The organism is Pseudomonas azotoformans, assembly GCF_001579805.1.
Classification (GTDB): domain Bacteria; phylum Pseudomonadota; class Gammaproteobacteria; order Pseudomonadales; family Pseudomonadaceae; genus Aquipseudomonas; species Aquipseudomonas azotoformans_A.
Genome location: NZ_CP014546.1, coordinates 5,643,826 through 5,662,147 on the forward strand (window position 1 = coordinate 5,643,826; position 18,322 = coordinate 5,662,147).

At 63.1% G+C, this 18,322-nt stretch carries 17 protein-coding genes and 1 pseudogene; 2 read left to right on the top strand and 16 right to left on the bottom strand.

All coding sequences use genetic code 11. The features are described 5' to 3' along the window. Positions 1 to 3: 3 nt before the first annotated feature. From AYR47_RS25845 to AYR47_RS25885, 9 genes and pseudogenes are all read right to left on the bottom strand, one after another. Positions 4 to 1,134: an MFS transporter gene (locus AYR47_RS25845; RefSeq protein ID WP_016979669.1), complete on the bottom strand. Its 1,131-nt coding sequence runs from the start codon at positions 1,132 to 1,134 to the stop codon at positions 4 to 6. 47 nt (positions 1,135 to 1,181) lie between these two features. Continuing rightward, positions 1,182 to 2,546, bottom strand: coding sequence for an MFS transporter (locus tag AYR47_RS25850; RefSeq protein ID WP_033901360.1), 1,365 nt, complete (start codon positions 2,544 to 2,546; stop codon positions 1,182 to 1,184). A gap of 86 nt (positions 2,547 to 2,632) precedes the next feature. Further along, positions 2,633 to 3,085 carry an alpha/beta fold hydrolase gene (locus AYR47_RS25855; protein ID WP_061448923.1) on the bottom strand — a complete coding sequence of 151 codons (453 nt, stop codon included), beginning with the start codon at positions 3,083 to 3,085 and terminating at the stop codon, positions 2,633 to 2,635. Next, entirely contained in the window at positions 3,078 to 3,827 is a 750-nt protein-coding gene (locus AYR47_RS25860) for an HvfC/BufC N-terminal domain-containing protein (RefSeq protein WP_061448924.1), read from the bottom strand. The genes AYR47_RS25855 and AYR47_RS25860 overlap by 8 nt, the downstream gene beginning before the upstream one ends. Further along, positions 3,824 to 4,648 carry an MNIO family bufferin maturase gene (bufB, locus tag AYR47_RS25865; RefSeq protein WP_061448925.1) on the bottom strand — a complete coding sequence of 275 codons (825 nt, stop codon included), beginning with the start codon at positions 4,646 to 4,648 and terminating at the stop codon, positions 3,824 to 3,826. The genes AYR47_RS25860 and bufB overlap by 4 nt, the downstream gene beginning before the upstream one ends. A 54-nt stretch (positions 4,649 to 4,702) precedes the next feature. After that, on the bottom strand, positions 4,703 to 4,975 hold the full coding sequence (bufA2, locus tag AYR47_RS25870; RefSeq protein ID WP_016979675.1) for a BufA2 family periplasmic bufferin-type metallophore: 273 nt from the start codon (positions 4,973 to 4,975) through the stop codon (positions 4,703 to 4,705). Positions 4,976 to 5,001: 26 nt separating this feature from the next. Continuing rightward, positions 5,002 to 5,763 carry an alpha/beta fold hydrolase gene (locus AYR47_RS25875; RefSeq protein WP_061448926.1) on the bottom strand — a complete coding sequence of 254 codons (762 nt, stop codon included), beginning with the start codon at positions 5,761 to 5,763 and terminating at the stop codon, positions 5,002 to 5,004. Between the two features lie 18 nt (positions 5,764 to 5,781). Beyond that, the gene (locus tag AYR47_RS25880; RefSeq protein ID WP_033901356.1) at positions 5,782 to 6,189 is read right to left on the bottom strand and encodes a DoxX family protein; all 408 of its coding nucleotides are present in this window, start codon (positions 6,187 to 6,189) and stop codon (positions 5,782 to 5,784) included. Beyond that, a pseudogene (locus AYR47_RS25885) lies at positions 6,186 to 6,459 on the bottom strand (BufA1 family periplasmic bufferin-type metallophore). Before AYR47_RS25885 ends, AYR47_RS25880 begins: the two are co-directional and overlap by 4 nt. 575 nt (positions 6,460 to 7,034) lie before the next feature. On the opposite strand from AYR47_RS25885, the gene AYR47_RS25890 reads away from it, so the two are divergent. Both AYR47_RS25890 and AYR47_RS25895 read left to right on the top strand, forming a co-directional pair. Continuing rightward, a complete protein-coding gene (locus AYR47_RS25890) occupies positions 7,035 to 9,851 on the top strand; it encodes an ATP-binding protein (protein ID WP_061449485.1) in 2,817 nt (938 codons plus the stop codon). 213 nt (positions 9,852 to 10,064) lie between these two features. After that, positions 10,065 to 13,535, top strand: coding sequence for a hypothetical protein (locus tag AYR47_RS25895; protein WP_061448927.1), 3,471 nt, complete (start codon positions 10,065 to 10,067; stop codon positions 13,533 to 13,535). Between the two features lie 54 nt (positions 13,536 to 13,589). Here the strand turns inward: AYR47_RS25895 and AYR47_RS25900 are convergent, their stop codons facing one another. The 7 genes from AYR47_RS25900 to AYR47_RS25930 form a co-directional block, all read right to left on the bottom strand. Further along, positions 13,590 to 13,997 (bottom strand): hypothetical protein, encoded by a 408-nt coding sequence (locus AYR47_RS25900; protein ID WP_061448928.1) that lies wholly within the window; start codon positions 13,995 to 13,997, stop codon positions 13,590 to 13,592. Positions 13,998 to 14,071: 74 nt separating this feature from the next. Further along, the gene (locus AYR47_RS25905; protein ID WP_033901353.1) at positions 14,072 to 15,118 is read right to left on the bottom strand and encodes an EscU/YscU/HrcU family type III secretion system export apparatus switch protein; all 1,047 of its coding nucleotides are present in this window, start codon (positions 15,116 to 15,118) and stop codon (positions 14,072 to 14,074) included. A gap of 3 nt (positions 15,119 to 15,121) precedes the next feature. Continuing rightward, entirely contained in the window at positions 15,122 to 15,934 is an 813-nt protein-coding gene (gene sctT, locus AYR47_RS25910) for a type III secretion system export apparatus subunit SctT (protein WP_016978389.1), read from the bottom strand. A 6-nt stretch (positions 15,935 to 15,940) separates the two neighbouring features. Further along, complete coding sequence (locus tag AYR47_RS25915) at positions 15,941 to 16,210, bottom strand: EscS/YscS/HrcS family type III secretion system export apparatus protein (RefSeq protein ID WP_016969171.1); 270 nt, start codon at positions 16,208 to 16,210, stop codon at positions 15,941 to 15,943. Positions 16,211 to 16,220: 10 nt separating this feature from the next. Further along, positions 16,221 to 16,874 (bottom strand): type III secretion system export apparatus subunit SctR, encoded by a 654-nt coding sequence (sctR, locus tag AYR47_RS25920; protein WP_017137580.1) that lies wholly within the window; start codon positions 16,872 to 16,874, stop codon positions 16,221 to 16,223. Continuing rightward, positions 16,871 to 17,872: a type III secretion system cytoplasmic ring protein SctQ gene (gene sctQ, locus AYR47_RS25925; RefSeq protein ID WP_061448929.1), complete on the bottom strand. Its 1,002-nt coding sequence runs from the start codon at positions 17,870 to 17,872 to the stop codon at positions 16,871 to 16,873. The genes sctR and sctQ overlap by 4 nt, the downstream gene beginning before the upstream one ends. Next, positions 17,869 to 18,315 carry a hypothetical protein gene (locus AYR47_RS25930; protein ID WP_016978393.1) on the bottom strand — a complete coding sequence of 149 codons (447 nt, stop codon included), beginning with the start codon at positions 18,313 to 18,315 and terminating at the stop codon, positions 17,869 to 17,871. The genes sctQ and AYR47_RS25930 overlap by 4 nt, the downstream gene beginning before the upstream one ends. Between the last annotated feature and the right edge of the window lie 7 nt (positions 18,316 to 18,322).

The window sequence follows — 18,322 nt, forward strand, 5'->3', positions numbered from 1 at the left end:
TCGTCAGTTGGAAATCTTTGCCCGCCAGCAGAACACCGCGCTGACGGCAATGGCCGCACCGGCCAGGCCAAACACCCAGGGCGCGGAGGCGATCGGCAGCAGCAAGCCGGCGAGCAAGGGCCCGAGGCCTGCGCCGATATCGCGCCACACAGCATTTGAAGCCAGCGCCGACACGCGCATGGAACCGGGGTTGCGCTCGGCTACCAATGTCGTCACCAGCGGCAGTTGCAGCGCACGCAACACCAGCACCGCCGCCGCGCCGACAATCACCCAATAGCTGCCGAACGCAGTCAGGGCCAGGGCACTCAGGAACGAAAACAGCAACAGCATCGAGGTCGCGCCAAACCGCTGGGCCGCGCGACCGCCCAGGGGGCTCAGGAGCATTTCCGAGACGTACCGCAGCGCCATCAGGCCACCGGCGATCAGCACCGCGTCCCCGCCCAGCAGCTTCTGCGCCTGGATCGACAGGCCGAAGATAAACAGACCGTCCAGCGCCACCCCCTCGATAAACGACCACATTGCCACGCTGTCCGGCCACTTGAAGCGCCGCCCCGGCGTGCTGTGCAAATCATGCCCGACCGTAGGCAAGCCGCGCGCCATCCACAAGCCCACCAGGCAGCAGCCGGCCAGAATCAGAAAGATCGGACGCGGCCCGGCCATCAATGTCAGCCAGCCGCCCAAGGGCAACGCCAGCATCGGCCCCAGGGCGATCAGCGCGCGGGAACGCCCGGCCCGGCGTGCGGCACCGGCGGGTTCCGAGGTGGCCAATACTTGGGTCGACAGGTTCAACGCAGCAAAACACAGGCCCCACACCAGGCGCAGGCAGAGCAACGCGGCGAAGCCGGACAGCAGCGAGTTGCCCACGGCGCACAGGGTGGCGGCGCCGGCGGCGATCATGCAGGTCAGACGGTCGCCGTTACGCGCGTAAAAATTGAGCACATGGCGGTAGCCGAAAATCCGCACCAGGCGATTGGCCGCCAGCAGCACACCGGCCTGGGCCAGGGTGATGCCGAAGGCCTGGGATTCCATCGGCAGCAGCAGGTAGAGCAACACGTCGCTGGGCAGGCATAACGCCAGGGTCAGCGCGGCGCGGCGGGAGTGGGTATCAGCGGTGCGGAGGGCCAGGCTGGACATAAATCTGGAAACATCCCGAAATATTCAGGTCGCCACGGTAGCGTTAATCAGCCCTTTTTCCCATAGGGAAACAACCGCAGACCACTGGCCACCGCACCGACCAAGGCAAACCCGCAGCCCAGCCACAGTGCATATTGCGGTCCGCTGCCCAGGGACAGGTGGAAACACAAGGCCACCAACGACGCGCCCAACGTCTGGCCCAACAACCGCGAAATCGCCACGATGCCACTCGCGCCGCCGCTGCGGGCCAACGGCGCACTGGTCATCAAGGCCTTGAGGTTGGGCGATTGGAAAAAGCCGAAACCGGCCCCACACAGCGCCATGCGCCAGCCGATATCAAACGCCGAGGCGCCACTGTTCAGTGCTGCCAGCGCGGCCATCCCCACACTGAGCATCAACAAGCCGATGCCGCACAGCACGCCCAGGTTCACGCGGTCGGCCAGGCGCCCCGCCACCAGCGCCATTACTGCCACGACCGCGGGCCACGGCGTCATGAGGAAACCGGTTTCCACCTGGCTATGCCCCAGCACCGCCTGCAACAGGAACGGCAGCGACACAAACGCCAGGCCCTGGGCACTGAACGCGCAAATAGCGGTAAGGGAAGACAAGGCAAACACCGGGCGCTTGAACAGGTCCAGCGCAAGCATCGGCGCCGGGTGCCCGGCCTGGCGCCGCAGCAGCAATGCACCGCACACCAGCGCCACGGCGATCAGGCCCAAGGTCAACGCGCCCTGGGCGCCGTGCACCGCCGTGCCCAAACCCAACACCAACAAGGCAAACAGCCCCGCGCACAACACAGCGGCAAGGCGATCGAACGCATGCCCGGTCATCGGCAGGGTTGGCAACGAGCGCAGGCCCAACGCCAGCGCCAGCAAACCCAAGGGCACGTTGATCAGGTACAGCCAGTGCCAGGTCGCCACCGACAGAATCGCCGATGCCGCGGTCGGCCCCAGGGTAAACGCCAACCCCACCACCAGCGAGTTGTAACCCAGTCCCCGACCGAGCATTTTTGACGGATAGATATGCCGCAGCAGCGCCGTGTTCACGCTCATGATCGCCGCCGCGCCCAGCCCCTGCACCACCCGCGCCGCCGTCAGGGTGACCAGCGAGCCGGCCAGCCCGCAAAACAGCGACGAGACAATAAACAGCAGCAACCCGCCGAGATACACCCGGCGATGCCCCAACACATCACTGAGGGACGCAAACGGCAGCACCGTGGCGATGATCGCCAACTGGTAGGCGTTCACCACCCAGATCACCGAGGCGGAATCGGTGCCAATCCCCTCGGCCAGGGTCGGCAACGCCGTGTTGACGATGGCTGTGTCCAGGGTCGCCATGCCGATCCCCAGGGAGATCGCCATCACGGCCGGCAGGCGTTTATTAAGGGGCAACCCATCGGCAACAGAAGACATGGACAATCCGCGCAGGTGACAAAGGCGTTTAGATTAAGGGCTGCGGCGAATTTTTTCAGTGCTGGATTGGCTGGCTGTCAGTATTTTCATGTTCGCCAGTGCCCGGTCTTGGCCATTACCTCTACCGCTTCGGCGAAACCGGCCTGAGGTGCGCTGTTCAAGGTGACCAAGCCCACACAGCGACTCGGTTTCAACCCAGCGGCACGCACGGCCACGCGCCCACCCACCTCCACACCCGCCAACACCGCCTCGGGGATATGCAGCGCGTTCATCAGCTCCAGCACATCCTGGCCTTGCGCTGCCTCGTCCTGCCCGCGCAGGTTGGGGACGATCACCCGGAAACCTTGGGCCGCCAACGGTCCGCTGACCGTGGCAAAAGCGTTCACATCCGCCGCCAGCAAGATGATCGCCCGGCCCTCCTCCGGCCCGAACGCTTCATAACGGATCTCACCGTCATCGGTGCTCACCTGCTGCACGGCCAATGCCGGAGCGGCCATCACCACTGCTGCCAACAGCAAAAAACCACGACGATCAAACATGACGGACTCCCACTATTAATTCACTGCCCAGCCAACCGGCCAGGTATTCCCCTGCCTGCATCACACCCGCTTCTTCCCCCAGGCGCTGCACCAGGAACTCACACAGCCCGGCGAAACTGCCGTCGGCCTGTAGCTGTTGCACGGCCAGTAGTTCCAGCGCATCCACCTGGCGCAAACGCGACGTGAATTGGCGTCGCCACACCAGCAAGCCACCCGCCTGTTCCAGCATCACCGCTTCCGGCGCGGTCGCTTCCTGCCACAGCGCCGACCAGATGGCCTCGGCATTGGTGGTCAGGGCATGGCAGCGCAACGACGGCGTCAGTTGCAACACGGCCGTGTCCCAATCCAGCTCGGCCAGGACCTCCAGGGCCAACGGCTGTGCGTCGGCGGCGACAAAGGCTTCGTTCAGGGCCGACTCGATCCAGGCCAGTTCATGCACATCCGGGTTGCGCGGGAACACCGCCTTCAAGGTGGCGTAGAAGCCCTCCGGATACGCGTCCAGCGTCCAGGCGTGGGGCGGATGGTTGTCGATATGGGTGATGCTCGCCGCCAGGAAGGCCTCCTCCCCGACCCAACGGCGCAGGTTGGGAAACGCCTGTTCCAAGCAACCCACCAACTGCGCGCGGTAGTTGTTCTGGTAAACCGCCAGGCCGGCGTGATGATTGCCCATCGCCTGCGCGGATTCATCCGACGCACTCACCAACCAGCTGCGAAAGGTCTGTTGTAGCTGTGCCAGGTTCATCGTTGCGCTCCCAACGTGCGCGCCATGGCCAATTCCTGGAGCAGCTCGGCCAGTGGCGGGATCTCATCGTCGCGCTCGATCATGGTCGCCACCGGGCCCAGCCGGGTCATGGCCTGGGCGTACAGCTCCCAGACGCCGGTGCACACCGGACTGTCATGGCTGTCGATCAAGATGTCACGGCCTTGACTGTGGCCAGCCAGGTGCACCTGGCGCACACGTTCGGCGGGAATACCCTTGAGAAACGCCTGGGCGTCGAAACCGTGGTTGCTGGCACTGACGAACACATTGTTGACGTCCAGCAGCAGCTCGCAGCCGGTGCGCTGGGCCATGGCCGCGATAAATTCCCACTCGGTCATGGAGGCGCCTTCGAACGCAAGGTAACTCGACGGGTTCTCGAACAACATCGTGCGGCCCAGCACGTCCTGGGCTTGCTGGATGTTGGCGCAGACCCGGTCCAGTGCCTCCTCGGTGTATGGCACTGGCAGCAAGTCATGGGAATTGAAGCCACCGCTGCGCGACCAGCTCAGGTGGTCGGACACGAACAGCGGTTCAACCTCGTCTACCAGCGACTTGAGGCGCTTCAAGTAATCCCCGTCCAGCCCTTCGGCGGTGCCGATGGACATGGACACACCGTGCAGCGCCACCGGGTAGCGCTCGCGCACCTGACGTAAAATGTGCCGGGGCTGACCGCCCGCGACCATGAAGTTTTCGGAGATCACCTCGACGAAATCCACGGGCACCGAGGTCTCCAGGAAGTCGCAGTAATGCTCCTTGCGCAGCCCAAGGCCGTAGCCTGAAAAGTGCGGGTTGGATGTCGACATGGCGGATCTCCGCAAAGAATAAGTGGCGAGCCCACACAGGGCCCGCCGGGTGGATTACTTCGGTTCGGTCAGGGTGCCGCCGGCCTTGAGACACTCGGACGGGGTCTTGACGATCACGCCTTCGCCCTTGCAGCTATTGAGGCCTTTGCAGTCGTTCTTGGCGGTGGCGCACAGGCTTGTGCCTTTGCAGGTGTTGACGCCGTAGCAGCGGCCGGGTTTTTCCTGCTGATCAGCAGCGCTGGCAGCGGTGGCGAACGAAGCCGAAGCCATGGCGATCAGGGCAGCAGCGGCAGCGAGGCTCAGACGGGATTTGAGTGCAGTGTTCATGGGTGTTTCTCCGGGGTTGGGGTGAATTACTTGATAACGGACGCAGCGTCTTCGATGACCTTCGCCACAGCCTCAGGCTGGGAGATGTACACCGAGTGGCTGGCCTTGATTTCGGTGACCTTGGAACCGGCGCGCTTGTACATCCAGCGTTGCAGGTCCGGGCTCAGGGCACGGTCTTCGGTGGAGACCACGGCGTAGGTCGGTTTTTTGTGCCAGGCCGCGGCCCACACGGTTCCGCCGAACAAGGCAGTGGTCGCCGGCACTTGGGAGGCGGCCATGAAGTCGGTGCGGTTGGTGGTCAGGTCGGCCGCAAAGTCGGCGTTGAATTTGGTGCGGTCGAAGAACAGATGACCGTCGCGGCTGGCCTTGATGTCATCGCTGGGCGCCGGCATCGAGCCGATCAACTGGGCCATGTTCTCGCCCACTTCCGGCTGCAACGCCGAGACGTAGACCAGCGACTTGACCTTGTCGCGGTCGCCGGCAATCGAGATCACCCCGCCACCGGAGCTGTGACCCACCAGCACCACCGGGCCGACTTGCTGCTCCAGTACTTCGCGGGCCTCGGCCACATCGGTGGCCAGGCTCTCGTGGCCCTGGTGCACCACGGTGACCTTGTAGCCCTTGTGAATCAGGATGTCGTGCACCACACGCCAGCCGGAACCGTCGACAAACGAACCGGGCACGATCACCACGCTTTTACCGGTGCCAGGCTGCGGAGCATCGGCCGCCTGGGCCAGCATCGGGACAGTCAGGGCCATAGCAATGGCCAGGGAAGAAAGCATACGCATTGGAAATCTCCATCAAAGTTAAGAACGTTTGCCCAAGATCAGGCGGTCCAACGACCAGGCCCCACCGCCGTACGCCAGCAGCGGCAACAACAAGCCCGCCCAGGTCAGGTGCACCGGCCAGGCGGCGGGGTACACAAACACCTCGATCACCAGGGTCATGCCCAGCAGCGCGGCGGCGGCCGGACGGGTCAGCAGGCCCAGCACCAGCAACAGCGGGAACAGGTGCTCGGCATAAGTCGCCAGGTGCGCAGCCCAGTCCGGCGGGATCAACGGCAAGGCGTACTCCGAACGGAACAGGGTGTAGGTCGACGGCTTGAGCTCAAGAAAGCCCGTGACCTTGGTGCGCCCCGACAGGAAGAACACCGCCGCAATCGCCACCCGCGCCACCAGCAACAGCAGGGCTTCGGGGAGCAGGCGCTGGATCACGGCTGCTCCGTCAGGCTGCCGAAGCCTTTAGGGGTCTTGATCTGGGTGCAGGTGCCTTTGTCCACCAGCACCCAGGCGTTGCCCTGGTAGTCGGTGGTGGAGGTGGCGGCGCACGAGGTGCCAGCGCCTGCGGCGCAATCGTTGGCACCGGGCCAGGGCCACGCCGAAGCATTTTTCCTGGGGCTTGGGTTCATCGGCATGAGCCACGGCCGCGAAGGCACTGAGGGACAGGGCGAGGGTTGCCGCGAGGGCTGCGTAAGGACGCTTCATGGGGTGAGTCTCCTGGCTTGACTGAGTGTGGCCAGGGCGCCTTGGGGTCGGTGACCGCCTGCGCCAGCTGGTGTGCAGAGTTAAAGCCAGGCGTGTATCCGGTCTGTGTCGCGAACGCGATAGAACGTCATGCGGGTGTATCAGGATGGGGCGGGGATACAGTTCGATACACAGTCAATAAAACATTGCCAAAACCCCGGCGGTTTATTCGGCATCCCGAACGACACAATTAGAAATATTCGCCTTTCCGAACGAAGGCTCTTAAGGGCCGCCGACGACCGCAAAAATCACCATAAATTTCATACGGTTGTTGTCATGTTTGTTACATGCCAACTGGCATACATTCTGCTTTATCCGTGTTTCTGGTAATAAAATGTTTCAGCTCTGAGACAGTCTCATCCCCTGAAGCATGGCCGGCGATCCACCTATAAAAACCACCACGCCCCAAAGGAGGGCGGCCTTCCGACCTTTTGATCGACATCAACTTTCCAAGACTGCTGCTGCACATCTGCACCCCAAAAAGGGCGAACGGCCTGATCGCCGAAAACAAGCCCGACTATAAAAAGGACGATTTGATGAGCTCGAGCAAGAACCACGCAGTGTCCTTCCTGGACGCAGACCACCCCACGCCGGCCACCCCGGACAGCACCATTGGCTTCGGCCCTTTCCTACTCCTGGCAAGGCAGCACGTATTGCTGCGCAACGGCGAGCCGGTGACCCTCGGCAGCCGTGCGCTCTACCTGCTGATTGCCCTGGTGACCCGCGCCGGCGAACTGCTGGAGAAATCCGAACTGATCTCCTTCGCCTGGCCCAAGGTGGTGGTGGAGGAATGCAACCTGCGCGCGCAGATCGTCGCATTGCGCCGGGCCCTGGGTGACGATGGCAACTTCAGCTATATCGTCACGGTGCCGGGTCGGGGTTATCGGTTTGTGGCGCCCGTCACGGTACTGGCTCCCGGTGAAGAGCACCTGCCGGTGCCTTATGTGCGGGTGGATGAGCCCAACCTGCCGACGTCGACAGCTGAAGTGATCGGCCGCGACGCCTTGATCGCCAGCCTGGCCGACCAGGTCATGAGCCAGCGCTTCGTCACCCTCACCGGCCCCGGCGGCATCGGCAAGACCACCGTGGCCATGGCCGTGGCGCAGCGCTTGGCCAGTGAACTCAACCTGGGCAGTTGTTTTGTCGACCTGGCCCCCGCCACCAGCGGGCAATGGGTGGCCGGCATGCTCGCCAGCGCCCTGGGCATCCAGACCGTCAGCGAAGACCCACTGCACGGCGTGGCCGCCAGCCTGGCCAACCGGCGTCTGTTGCTGGTGCTGGACAACTGCGAACACGTGCTGCCGGCCACCGCCGACGCCGTGGAAACCCTGCTGCGCAGCGCACCTCAATGCCATGTGCTGACCACCAGCCGCGAACCCCTGCGCGCCGACGGTGAACGGGTGCACGACCTGGCACCGCTGCAAGTGCCCGACGCACACGCCAGCCTCAGCGCCCACGAAGCCCTCGCCTGGTCCGGCGTGCGCCTGTTTGTGGAGCGAGTGCGCGCCCTCGACCCCGACTTTGTGTTCGGTGATGCGGATGTCGCGGCGGTCTGTGCGATCTGCCGCAAGCTCGACAGCAACGCCTTGGCCATCGAGATCGCCGCCGCCCGCGTGCGCACCTTTGGCATCCAGGACCTGGTGGGCCTGCTCGACGGTAGCTTCCGCCTGCAAATGACTGGCCGACGCACCGCCCTCGCCCGCCATCGCTCCTTGAGCGCCACCCTGGATTGGACCTACGCCATGCTCAGTGGCGATGAACAGGCGATGCTGCGTCAGCTCGCGGTGTTCACCGGTTCCTTCACCCTGGAAGCGGTCAAGTCGATGACCGCCAGCAGCAGCCTCGACCCGCGCAACGCCCTGCCCCTGCTCGAAAGCCTGATGGACAAGTCACTGCTGATCGCCGGTGAGTCCAAGGCGCTCAAACGCTATCGCCTACTGGAAACCACCCGCGCCTACGCCCTGGAAAAACTCAGCGAACAAGGCGAAACCCGCTCAACCTGCCAACGCCATGCACGCTATGCCCTCGGCATGCTGCAGGAAGCCGGGCAGACCCTGGACGGCCTGTCGCCGGAAACCTGGCTGGCGCTCTACGGCCCGGAAATCAACACCATCCGTGCGGCGCTCGACTGGGCCTACTCGCCCAGCGGCGACTTGGCATTGGGCATCGAACTGACCTTGGGTGGCGTGCCGCTGTGGTTGCGTTTGTCCCTGGTCAGCGAGTGCCGCACCTGGGTCGATAAAGGCCTGGCCAGCGACGGCCTCGTCCCACTGCCGTTGCGCCAGCGCATGTTGTTGCAGACCGCCCTGGCCAGTGTGCTGATGCTCACCTACGGCACCGGCAGCGAAATGCGCGAAGCCTGGCGCCAGGTGCGCGAAGACGCCCGCGACCTCGGTGATGCCGAGCACAAATTGCGCGCGTTGTGGGGTTTGTGGACCGACCGCTGCGGCTGCAACCAGTACACCGAAGCGCTGGAACTGGCCGAGCGCTACATCGCCCTGAACAGCAGCGGCAGCCACCAACTGCTCGGCAAGCGCATGCGCGCCGTGGCGCTGTTCCACATGGGTGACCTGCTGGGCGCTAGGCAGAATATCGACGAAGCGCTCGGCTCACCGTCGGCGCCGCGCTCGCACATCATCGACGTGCACTTCGACCAACGCATCGCCGCGCGCTGCCTCAAGGCCAAGGTGCAGCTGCTCGAAGGCGATGTCGACCCGGCACTGCGCCTGATCGGCCAGTGCGTCGACGAAGCCATCTCCCTCGATCACCCCGCGACCCTCTGGTACACGCTGTGCCTGGGCGCGATCCCCTTGGCGTTGCTGGCGTCCAACCTGCCGAAAGTGCGCTACTACCTGGGGTTGCTGCAAGGCAGCACCACCGGTCAGGACCTGCATATCTGGCGGCAATTTCGCCTGTGCTTCGAAAGCATCCTGCTGATCCGCGAAGGCTCGCCCGAAGCCGGCGTGCCGCAACTGGGCGAAGCCCTGCATCACCTGCAAGGCCAGGGTGACAGCCAGCTCTACAGCCTACTTCGCTGCGAATACGCCCTGGGCCTGGCGCGCCTGGGCCTGGAAAAACTCGCCCTGGAAGTGCTGGAAGACACCCTGCAACTGGCCCTCGGCCGCCACGAACGCTGGTTCGCACCGCAGATGTTGCGCATCAAGGCACAACTGACCCTGCGCCAGGCGCACTTCGGCTCGGTGGACAAGGCCAAAGTGTTGCTGCGCCAGGCGTGGGTGGATGCGCAATTGTCCGGCGCGCATTTTTGGCGGGCGCAGATTGCGACGGATTTGGCGCGGCTTCAGGAGCCCAAATTGCGCATCGCCTCCCTGCCGCGCTTCCAGCACCGCTAGAAACGTCAATCTGGAATGATTTTCTGTAGTGAGCGGGCTTGTTGTGGTGAGCGGGCTTGCCCAGTTCACCACAACAACCCCGCTCACTACAGAGATGACAGGGGTATTTCACAGCTGTGAAAGCTTGTGCGATCTTGCCAAAAGCCGTCTTTTTACCCCCCGCCAACGCCTACTATCGAGTCCTCGTGCGCCCCCACTCACATGGACTGAAGAATGATCAACCGACCCGAGAAAGCCGCTTCGCCCCGCGTCAGTGAAACCCGTGCGCCGGAGCGCGTTTTTGATGCGGCGCTGAACAAGGCCAAGACCCTGGCGGCCACCGGGGCCAGCAATCAACAGCTCAAGCCGGACGACTACAAGGAAGTCACCGCCCTGCCCGCCAAGCTGGATATCGACACACTCAAGGTGGTGTCCGAAGACAAGGACGCCGGGGTGATCTATTTCGAGCAGGACGGCAACAAATTCAAGATCACCCGCGAAGGCGCAGACAAGGTCCAGGAAGGCTTCGACCTGCTCAAGGGCCTGCATTTCGGCCATGCCGTGGCGCCGGTCAACCAAGGTGGGCCGGATGAGGGCACGCCGCTCTACGACCTGCTGCACACCCTGGCCGAAACCCAGGGCACACCGGCCGGCAAGGCAATCCGTGAAGCCCTGGGCAACCCTGACCAGCAGCTGTTGCGCGAAGACGAGCCCACCGTGCGCCTGGCCAACATCAAGTCGGTGGGCGAAGCCAAGGACGGGGTCGTCAAGGTCGAGATGGAAAACGGCCAGACCCTGGTGATCGCCGAATCGCTCACGCCCGAGGCGTTTGCCAGCTACAATAACGCCGGCGTGACCAAAGAGGCCCTCAACGACGGCAAGGCCAAGGGCTTTGAGGAGGTCACCCGCCTGCCCGGCGACCTGGATTTCAGCCAGCTCAAAGTGGTGTCCGAAGACCCCAAGTCCGGGGTGATCCTGTTCGAACACCAGGGCAAGAAATACATGATCAGCCAGTCCGAGGCCGCCCTGCCGCAGCCCGGCGCGGACCTGAGCAACCCCAACCCCAACGCCGGCAGCAGCCTCTACACCTTCCTGCAGGCGGTGCACAAAAGCGAAGGCACCCCTGCGTTCGACTACATCAAGAATGCGCAGTCGTTGCCTGGCCAGGAACTGCTGCGCAAAGACGAAGCCAGCCTCAAGCTGGGTGACATCAGCAAGGTCGACGCGCCCATGGACGGCATCCTGGTGGTCAACCAGGCCGACGGCAAATTGCTGGTGGTGTCCAAGGACATTACCCCGGAAGCCTTCGCTGCCTACACCACCAAGGGCCAGACCCTGGCCGGTATCGAAAAAGCCAAGGGCGACGGCTACAGCCTGGCCGGGCCGGACGCCTACCTGGCGTCCACCGAAGACATCATGAGCGTCGGCGGCGCGGGCGATTACGGCCCAGGGTTGATCGCCTTCACCCAACACAAACCGGGTGGCGCCGAAGAGAAAATCATCGTCAGCGAAGACACCAACCCGCAGATGTTCGAACAGATTTCCGGCTATCGCACCGACATCGCCCAGCAAACCACCGACGTCGACAAACTGCGCGCCGACAACGGCTTGCCGCCGCTCAAGGACGTGTCCGTCGACAACCTCGCCACCACTGAAAAAGACGAAAGCGGCAACCCGTTGAGCGTGCAGGACCTGTCGATGAAAACCCTGGTGGACAGCTACCGCGCCGGGGTCAAAGACGGCAGCATCGGCAAGGATGACCCGCGCGCCAAGTTCCTGCGCGCGGTGGAAGCCAAGAGCATGGCCGACAACGGCATGTCGATCATTCCCGAGCATGGTTTCGGCAACCAGGGCATCGCCACCACGCCCATCGACGTGACCTCGCGAGATGTGCGCGACAACATCTTCGACACCCAATCCATCGACAAGACCATCAGCGAACTGCTGGGCGACTCCACTATCCAGGCCGACATCAAGGCCAACCACGATGCGGCCCTGGGCAAAGTCGACGGCGGCCAGGCCAAGGTCGACGAGGTGCATCAGAAGCTGATCGACAGCACCTCCTCGGAGAATTTCACCCAATACATCAAGGCCCTGCAGGACGACGGCAAGACCGAGCTGGCCACCCAGGAAATCCAGACCGCCTACACCGCCCTGGCCGACATCGACCCGGCCAAGGCTGACAACTTCCTGCAAAACCTGCAGATTGACGGCTACACCGACGCCGTCGAAAAACTGATGGACGACCCAAGCAAGATCAGCGACGACAACACCGCCCTGGCCACCACCGACAACACCATGGCCATCCTTTCCATGCTCAAGGGCGGTGCCGATGGCCTGCCGCGCCAGGCGCTGGGGGTGTATTCCAAGTTCGTCGACCAGTTGCTCAAGGACAAAGGCGCCGCCGCCGACTTCGGCAAGGCGATGATTTCACTGGGTGACACCTGGCAGAAAAACGGCGTGATCAGCTTCAGCGACATCGAACACGCGGTGAGCAAGGAGATTATGCCGAGCCTCAGCGAAGAGAACCGCAGTTCATTCGTGAAGAACCTGACCTTCCTCAAGGACAACGGCGTGCTCGGCTCGGTGGGCGGCGCCATCGGCATGGGCCGGATCGTCTACCAACTGGCGGGGCAAGGCGGCAAATTGGCCGACACGCCGATGAAACGCCTGGGGATCGCCAACGACTTCCTCGGTTTCCTCGGCACCGGCTCCCACTTCGCCACCCTGGGCCTGAAGGTCTACGACAAGCTGCGCGGCACCAACGCCTACAAACTGATGGGCTTCGACCGCTCGCTGCCCGACCTGTGGGCCAAGCCCGGCGAGGGTTACCACGCCCTGCCAAAGGACGCCGAAGCGGTGCAGAAGAAGTACTTCGACATCGTCGACCAGGCCATGGACGACGGCAAGGACGTGGGCAAAGTGCTCAACAGCGGCGGCTGGAGCGATGAGGGCGCGAAGAAGGTCCAGGAAGGCATCGAAAAAGGCATCGCCAGCCGTGGCGGCGTGGCCGGTGCGGGCTTTGGCGCCAAGTTCGCCAGCAGTGCGATCAAGGTGATTGGCATGGCCACCGACGTCGCCGGCGGCGTGATCAGTGTGGTGCAGGCGGCCTTCACCCTGCGGGATGGCGTGCGCGAAAAAGATCCGGTGAAAATCGCCTCGGGTTCATTGTCGATGGCCGGTGGCGTGAGCAGCCTGGTCGCGGCAGGCGGCGGTGTGCTTACCACCCTCGGCGTTACCGGGCGCATCATTCCGTTCCTCGGGCCGGTGGGCTTCCTGATTTCCGGCGCGTTGTCGTTTGTCGGCGCCATCCTCAGCACCGTGCAGTCGCACAAGCTGCACAAGATTTCGATGCAGAACTGGGACCAGATCCAGGACTTCAAGCAGGACGGGCTGCTCAAGCCGAACGGCGATGAGGCTTATGTGTGGCTGCAGACTTACCTGTCCGACTGGGGCCAGCGCGATGCACCACAGGACCAGAGCATCTTTGACTTTCGCAAGGAAGAATGGGATGCGCGCTCGAGTATCCGTGGCGGCGATCATCGGCGCGATCACCCGGATTACATTGGCGACGGCAACAACCGCAATTCGGAAGACTACAAGTACTCGCTGAAACCGTCGGAGTGGACCAACGACAACCACGACATCATCTGGCGAGTCGGCGACGGGTATGGCGGCGAATACCACGATGTAGACAAGCCCTGACCGGCACCCTCACGCTGGCTGCACACTTTAGGGCGCGCAGCCAATGGCGTAAGGTCAGTAATAAATCTGAGCGGAGACCTGCGCATTCCCGTACTGAATGCAATTGCACGGTTTGGACGACAATGCGCCAGCAGCCATCCCGGGATTCCAGGGCCCGATGATGCCGTCCCTCTTGCCATTGTCATCCACCGAGTCGAGGGAATTAAGCACCCGATCACGCTTGAGGACTTCCTGGGCCAGCTGGGTCTCTTTGTCCTTTTGTGCATCCCCGGTCAGCGGGCGTCCAGCCACCTCACGGATCTTGTCGGCGGTTGCATTCCCGGTTTTCGGGTCCTTGAAGGCTGGAAAGTTATTCCCAAACTCTTTTGCCAGTTGTGAATCCGACATCTGGGAGAAGCCATTGTCGTTGGGCCGAGTGTACGCGCCGGATGTTTGCTGCACAGATATGCTGACGATTGCCATGATTGAGGTGTCCTGGACTGTTCTGCAAAACTCTGTGGCGGGCGTGTTCCTTCCAGTTCCAGCGCCTGAACACACTAAATCAACCGAGCCGCGACCAACCAATCCGCCACCGCCTGGAACGACGCATCCGGCACCGGATCACCCGGCACGGTCTTGCGCGCAATCTCCGCCGCCAGCCCTTTGTCCGGCGCATGGGGAATGCCCAGGTCATACGCTTCCTGCAACATCAGCAGCGCCTCCTCCGGCGAGGCCCGGCACACAATCACCGGCACCGGCGTTTCCCCGCGCACATAACGCACACCAATCACCCAGCCGTCGGTGGTGCCGATCATCATCGACGCGCGGTTCAAACCCAGCTTGGTGGCCAAGGCCTGCATCTCGTTGCGCTGGCGCCGGCGTTCGCTCTTGATCAACGGGTCGCCGTCGATGTCCTTGCGTTCACGCTTGGTCTCGCTACGGGTCATCTTCATGTCGCGGCCGAACAGCCAGCGCTGCATCATCACGTCCACCCCGCCCACCAGGATGAACGCGCAAAGCACGGTGAATACCAGCGGCTTGAGCACCAGGAAGAAGGTCGATTCCATGCACTCGGCGCCACAACGCGACGACTCCATCAAGGCCTGCAACGCATGCTTGCCGACCACATAGAACGCGATCGCCAATACATGCACCTTGATCAGGCCCTTGATGAACTCCACCAGGTTGCGCAGGGCAAAGATCTTTTTCATGCCCTCCGCCGGGTTGATGCGCTTGAACTCGGGCTTGATCGGGTCCACTGAGAACACAAAGCCGCGCATGGTGATGATGTTGGTCAGGATCACCACGCCAGTGGTCACCGCCATCACCGGCAAGGTGATGCCGATCACCAGTTGCTCGGCATGGTCGAGTACCCGTGGCCACACCGTGGCGAACGGCTCGATGTAGATCTGTGCGGTGAGGTCGATCAGCGCCGTGACCTGGGCCTTGGCCCGGGGCGCGAGGATCGAGATGCACAGCGTGCAGAACAGGATGACCATGCCCGACACCAGGTCCTGGCTCTTGGCGACCTGGCCTTTCTTGCGCGCGTCCTGGAGCTTCTTGTCCGTGGCCGGCTGGGATTTCTCTTCGCTGGTATCGGCCATGGGCTACTCCATGCCGGCCAGGGTCTTGAGCAGTTCGACGGTGCCGCGAAACTCCGCCAACTGATCAAGCATCATCGGAATCAGGAAGCCAATGTAGATCACCATCAGGATCGTGAAAAACAGGTTCTTCACCGGCAACGACAAGTCGAAAATGTGCAGGTTTGGCGCCATGCGTGACAGGTAGGCGAGCATCAGGTCTGTCACCAACAGCGCGATCAATAACGGCGAGACCATCAGCACGCCGACGCGCATGATCTGATCAAGGATCGACAACACCGCCAGCAATGCCGAGCTGGCGAATACCGGAGTAAACGAGGTGACCGGCCAGAGTTGGTAGCTGTGGTAATACCCGTCGACCATCAGGATGAACCCGCCGGACATGAAGAACAGCGTGATCAGCATCACCGTCAGCAACGTCGCCATCACGCTGGATTCCCCGGACGACAACGGGTCCACCAGTTGCGCCATGGTCGAGCCGCGCTGCAGGTCGATCAATTCCCCCGCCACTTCAGCGGCCCAGAACGGAATACCAAACAGCAGGCCGATCAAAATGCCAATGAGGAACTCCTTGATCAGCAACCCGGCGATAAACACGCTGCCGTGTTCAGGCATCGAGGTCAGCGCTTCGAACACCGGGAAAAACATCGGGATGGAAATGGCCACGGCCACGCAGCCGCGAATCATGCCGGTGAGGCCGAGGCGGTTGAACGCCGGGGTGATCACCACCACGCCCATGGCGCGGCAGGCGGCGAGCGAGGCGGAGCTGATCACCGGGTAGGCGACCTCCAGGAACTGCGCGGTCAGGCTGGCATCCATGGGCGGTCAGCGCGTCCACATCGGGAAGTTGTCCAGCACCTGGCCACCGAGTTCCGCCACTTGTCCTGCGAGGACCGGGCCCAGGAACACGATGGTCAGCAACACCGCCACCAGCTTCACCACCTGCGGCAGGGTCTGGTCCTGGATCTGCGTCAACGCCTGGAACAGGCCCACGCTCAACCCCACGATAATTGCCACGCCCAGCGCTGGCGCGGAGAGCATCAGCACGGTCATCAGTGCCTGTTTCATCAATGACAGGAATACGTCCTGGCCCATGGGTCGTGCCTCAGCCGTAACTCAGAATCAAACCGTGCATCAAGCGCGACCAGCCGCTCAGGGACACGAATAAAAAGATCTTCAGCGGAATGGAGATCAGGTTCGGCGAGACCATCGACATGCCCATGGCCATCAGCACGTTGGACACCAGCAAGTCCACCACCAGGAACGGGATGTACAACAGGAAGCCGATCTCGAAAGCGCGGGTCAGTTCCGAGCTGACGAACGCCGGAATCAACACCACCAGGTCATCATCGCGCAGGTCGGCACGGGCCTCCGGCGACCAGATAGTCTCGGTGGCCTGCACGAAAAAGCCGCGCTCGGATTCATTCGCGAAACGCTTGAGGTGCGCCTGCAGCGGCGGGCGCAAGGCGTCGCCTAAATCCTTGAGTTGCTCGACATGCTCGATGTTGAGGTCGCGCCCCTCCACTTGCCGGTACATGTCGCCAATCAACGGCGTGGTCACGTACACCGACAGGATCAATGCGATGCCGTACAGCACCAGGTTCGGCGGCGTCTGCTGCACGCCCAGGGCGTTGCGGATCAGGAACAGCACCACCGAGATCTTCATGAACCCGGTGAGCGTCACCACCGCCAACGGGATCAGCCCGATCGTCGCAACGACCAGGATGATCTCGATCAGGTTCGGCTGATAACCGGTCATGGGGTGGCGAAACTCAGCAGGCGCACGCCCAGGCCGTCACCGATTTTCACCAGTTGGCCCTGGCCGACGCGACGGCCGTTGACCATCAGGTCGACGCTGTCCACGCCCGGCGTGTTGAGCTGCAACAGGCTGCCCGCGCCCAGTTCGCGCAATTGCGCCAGGGTCAGCTCCAGCGTGCCGACTTGGCACACCAGTTTCAACGGCAACTCATCCAGCGCCGCGGCGGCATCAACATCAGTCATGGGGTTCTCCGGTTCCACAAAAGGGTCTTTCAAGGCTTCCTGCAGGCGCAGGACTTCACCTTGGTATTGGCAGCGCGCCTGCAGGCGGCCGGCGAGGTCGAGCAGCAGGCCGGGGCCTTGGTCCAGCATCAGCACATCGCCGGGGCGCAGGCTGCGCAGTTCGCCGAGGCTCAGCCACTGCCGCCCCGCCACCACCGTGAGAGTCTGGTGCAGGGCCAGCAATGGCTCGGGTTCGGGCTGGGCGTAGTGCGCGAGCAACTGCGCCACCAGCATGGCGGCGCTTTCGCTCAGGTCCAATTGGGCGCTCATAGGCGGCTGGTTGGTGAAAGTCAGTTCCAGCGCCACGTGCACGGCAAACGGGTCTTGGCCTTCGTTCACATCAAGCAACTGCACGGAGTGGCCGAGCAGCGGCTCCAGGGTCTCGATGAGGTCGAGCAGTGCCAGTTCCAGCAACAGCGAACGCGCCAGCGCGGGCAACGGCTGCACGTCGAATGACAGCGCCAGCGGCAGCAACAACTGCTCCATCGCTGCGGCGGACAAACGCAGGCGCGCAGGTGCGCGGCCGAGTAACAGCAGCACGTCACGCGGCGCGGCGAGGGCTTGCGGTTCGGTGGCCCAGCGCACACGCAGGTCCTGCCCGGCGAGGCGGCCTTGCCAAGGGCGACAGCGGCGATGCAATAGGTTATGCAGGGCCAGCAACGCTGGATCGTAGTGGGTCAGCCACGGCGACAACGGGTCGGCAAGGGCTGCGATCATGTGCCGACGCCTTCGTCACGCAGCTCGCCCACGCGGCGCTCATCGCTCTCGCGTCCTTCCAGCAGGCTTTGCCAGGCGTCGGATTGACGCTGGCGGCTCAGGCGCTCCTGGCGGAACAGGTCGCGCTCGCGCTCCTGGCTTTCAAGCGTGGTGGACACGTGGGTCACGTCGTTTTCCAGTTGCTGCTGGTCATCCGACAGCCCGCGCAACCGATCCTGGGCCGCCTGCCAGCTGGCCACCGACAGGCCTTCGGTGAGCGAGGCATACACCTGCCGCGCTTCCTCGGCGATGGCTTCACGGTGCAGGCGCAGTTGCTCCTTGGCGTCGGTGAGCACGCCGTGAGTCTGTTCGCAGCGTTGTTGCTGGGCGGCCAGTTGGCTGGCGGCACGTTGTTCACGCAAGACCCGCAGGGTTTGCAGGGTACGCAGTTGCTCGGTTTTCATTGGGTTT